Here is a 3,493-nt window from a genome sequence, read left to right as displayed (position 1 = left end):
CCAGGCCGTCGCTTGGTCCAGACGGCCTGGGAAGGCCGCCCCACGGCGGTGCAAAACGGCGGCGCACAGCCACTCTCCGACCGCCAAGGCGCCGCTGCCGGCCCAGCCGATGGCCAGCACCACCAGAAGCAATACGTGCCGCGTCGATAGGTAACCGGCGCTGGCGGCCACGTACAAGGCGGCGGCGACCAGCGTGGCGCAGAGCAACTGCATGAAGCGGTCGAGCGGCGCCGTCAGGTTGGCCCGTGCCCGCCACAGGCCGACGAGCGCCACCACGGCGATCCAATAGTGCAGCGTTCGCGCCAGCTCGCCGGTCAGCTTGGCCACGGCGGCAAAATAGCCCCGGAACCGGGCCGAGGTGGAAGTGTCTTTTTTGCCGAAGGCCAGGCGGCCGGTGCCCGGCAGATCCCAATGCGGCTCATTCGCCCAGGCTTGTGTCGCCGAGTTGAGGCTGTTCAACGGAGCCGCTTCGGTCACGCCTTGCCTGCCCGTCAATCGCGCCACCGCGTCCGGAATGCCGTGCGTGCCCGAAAGTGCCAGATAGGGTACCAACGGCGCGGCCACGGAAAGCACCAGCGCGCCCGCGGCCCGAGCATGGTTGGGCCAGGCAGACGCCCACCCGCCGCGGATGGAGAGCCAGCCGAGCGCGGTCAGCACCGCCACGGGCAGCACCAACGCTTCGCTGCGGGCCATCAGCGCCAACCCGGTTGACAAGCCACAAAGCGCCAACCAACGCGTTTGGGCGGTGGCTGGGGCATCTCTGCGCCGTAAAGCTTCGCCGAACCCGGTACGCGGGCCCCGTACACCAACCCGAAGCGCCAGCGAGGAACGTGAAAAGGCGGCAAAACCTCGCTTGCGCTTCGGGTTAGTGTGAAAATGGGGACGGGTTCGGCGAAGCTTTACGCTGCGCCTGGGGTGTACGCCGCCGAAGTAGTTGGCCGCGGCCCAGGTCGCCAGGCAGAAAAGTGCCAGGTGCGTACTGTCGCTCAAACCGTCGGCGCCGAGTCGGGCGATGCCGCCCAGCAGGCAGTAAAGTAGCCCGCCGACGAGTGCCGCCCGACCGCCGTGCAGCCGGCAGAACAGGGCGTAGACCGGTAGGACGGAGAGAACCAGGGGGATGGTTGCCGCGACCTGCAAACAAACTGCCCAATTTCCCGCGTCGATCCAATCGACCGCCGAAAGCCCGCGATGCACGAGGCAGGCCATGGCGGGAAACAGCGGTTGTTCGGGCTGCGATTGAAGCGTGGCCCGCAGCCCGTCGCGTTCGATGCCCTGCGCCACGATCAGGTAGCGGACGGCGTCTTGGGCCGGCACGACGGCGCGGCAAATCGTCCAGACTTGCACCAGGCAAGTCAAGACGAGCAGCGCGCCGACCGTGGCTATGTTGCGTCGAAAGTCCATCCGTGGACAGGCCGTCAGGGTAGGTTTTGCGCTTCCGGGGCAAAGCGAAGAGGAGGCTGGACCGCGCCCGGATCATCGCAAAGAGGCGGCAAAGGTAGCCCGCCTCGGCACTTGGGTCAATGCGGATCTTGGCCACCCCCTTTAGAGAGGTGGGCGGGGCCGTGCGGTATCGGGCCATCGCGGGCGAACAACAGTCCGTTGGAAGCACGGCAGGTTGACGGACACGCGGAGAACGGCTAATCTTCGCGGCCCGCGATTGTCGCGGACGTTGCTTTTCGGCCCTGCTCCGTAGCTGCGCCATGCAAGCGGCACCTTGCACTCGCTTACCGTTCTTTCACGGCGATGATCCGCTCCACGCGCGGCGAATCTGGCAAGCGCCTCGGCGGTCGCAATTCATCGTCGGCGTGCTCTTGCTGCTGGGCTTCGCCGCACGCCTGCGGCAATACCTGGCCGCGACGTCGTTCTGGCACGACGAGGCATACCTGCTCCTGAACATCTTCAACAAATCGTTCGCCGATCTCGTCGGCCCATTGACTCACGAGCAGGCGGCGCCGCCGCTGTTCCTCTGGGCGTTGCGATCTTGCTATGTAACACTCGGCTCGTCGGAGCTGGCCATGCGGCTGCCGGCGCTCGTCGCCAGCCTGGCGGCATTGGCGTTGATGGTGCCACTGGCCCGCGTCGTGTGCGGCGGCGCTTATTGGCTTTGGGCCCTCGGCTGCGCGTGCGTATCGAGTTGCCTGCTGCACCTGACCTATCAGGTGAAGCCCTACAGCACCGATGTCCTCATGGCCGAGGCCGTGCTGCTGGCCGGCGCCCTCTGTCTGTCGCCGGCGGCGTCGGCCCGGGCAAGATCGGTGAGCCGGCTGGCGATCGTGGCGGCCGCAGTGTTGGGACCGTGGCTTTCGTTTCCCAGCGTGTTCGTGCTGGGAGGCGCGTGCGTGGCGTTGATCGCGACGGCGATCGAAAATCGCCGCCGCGACGACTACTTGCTGGCAGCGATCATGCCGGCGACGCTCCTCGCTTCCTCGCTGCTCGTCTGGCTGGCGGCGGCGCGGCATCACAACACGCCCTATCAGCAATCGTTTTGGGCGGCCGAATTCATGGATTTGTCGTCGCCGGCGGCGGCCGTCACGTGGCTTCTTACCAAGCTCGTCGAGGCGGGCGGCTACGGCGTGCAAGGCATCGGCATCCCCATGGCGTTGCTGGCAGCCATCGGCTTGGCAAGCTGCTGGCGGCGGAGACCGGCTTTGTCGATTCTGCTGACGATGCCCGCATGCCTGGCCTGCCTGGCGTCTGCCTTGCATCTGTATCCCTTGGGCAACCGGCTGCTCGCCTTCCTGTTGCCGGGACTATGGCTGTGCGCCGCCCAAGGTCTGGAAACGGCGGCCGGGCACTTCCACAATCGCGCGCCGCGTCTGGTTCCGGCAATTGCCGTGCTGTTACTGCTCGCCGGCGGCCTGCGGACCGCGCTTTATTCCGTCGTCGCCAAGCCGTCGGTCGAATTTCGCCAAGCGTTCGACTATGTGCATGCGCACTGGAATGAGGGCGATTCGCTGTGGGTCTCGCAGCCGGAGGTCTACGAAGCGTACTTTGGCCATGCCAGGAATGTGATTCACGCCAAGTCGCCTCGCGAGGCCGTGCAGGCCGCGGCGCTGCGCGGCCGCGTGTGGATGGTCTGCCATCCGCCGGCGAGCCAAACGACGCGTTGGGATCCTGCCCGGCGTGAGTTCGCCGATGTGGGCGCCGTCGAAGTCGACCGCCGCCGCTTCGTACACATGGACCTGAGCGTCTTCGCCCCGCCGCCGCTCACCGCCTCCCACAGCAACCCTCGCTCCTCCAGTTGTCGTACATGGGCAGATTAAGAAACTGAAGTCAACGCGGCGGGAACACGACAGCCGCCAAAAAGCCATGAGCGTTAACCGCGGCGACGTCGTGCTCGTCGACTACCCGTTCCAATCGAGCAACGCCAAGTAGTCGTCGAGCGACAGCGGCAAGAAACCCCGGTCCGAAGCGCGCGCCAATGGGCACTCGCGTGCAACGTGGCGCGCCGAGCGGCCCAGGTCGCTGTCTGGGATGGGACTCAGCCAAGCGT

The 3,493-nt window shown here is 66.5% G+C and carries 2 protein-coding genes; one reads left to right on the top strand and one right to left on the bottom strand.

Annotated elements, in window-relative coordinates:
* Nucleotides 1–1,401: hypothetical protein (locus VNH11_32890; GenBank protein ID HVA51185.1), on the bottom strand; the 1,401-nt coding region annotated here is incomplete at its 3' end.
* A 299-nt stretch (nt 1,402–1,700) separates the two neighbouring features.
* On the opposite strand from VNH11_32890, the gene VNH11_32885 reads away from it, so the two are divergent.
* Complete coding sequence (locus VNH11_32885; GenBank protein HVA51184.1) at nt 1,701–3,263, top strand: hypothetical protein; 1,563 nt, start codon at nt 1,701–1,703, stop codon at nt 3,261–3,263.
* Nucleotides 3,264–3,493 lie beyond the last annotated feature (230 nt).

This window comes from Pirellulales bacterium (assembly GCA_035533075.1).
GTDB lineage: Bacteria > Planctomycetota > Planctomycetia > Pirellulales > JAICIG01 > DASSFG01.
Note: the sequence above shows the minus strand (reverse complement) of the source record. Positions and strands in the feature narration are given on the sequence as shown.

Bases quoted from the DNA above. Each gene is read 5' to 3' on its own strand.
- VNH11_32885 (HVA51184.1), top strand. From the start codon at position 1,701: ATGCAAGCGGCACCTTGCACTCGCTTACCGTTCTTTCACGGCGATGAT.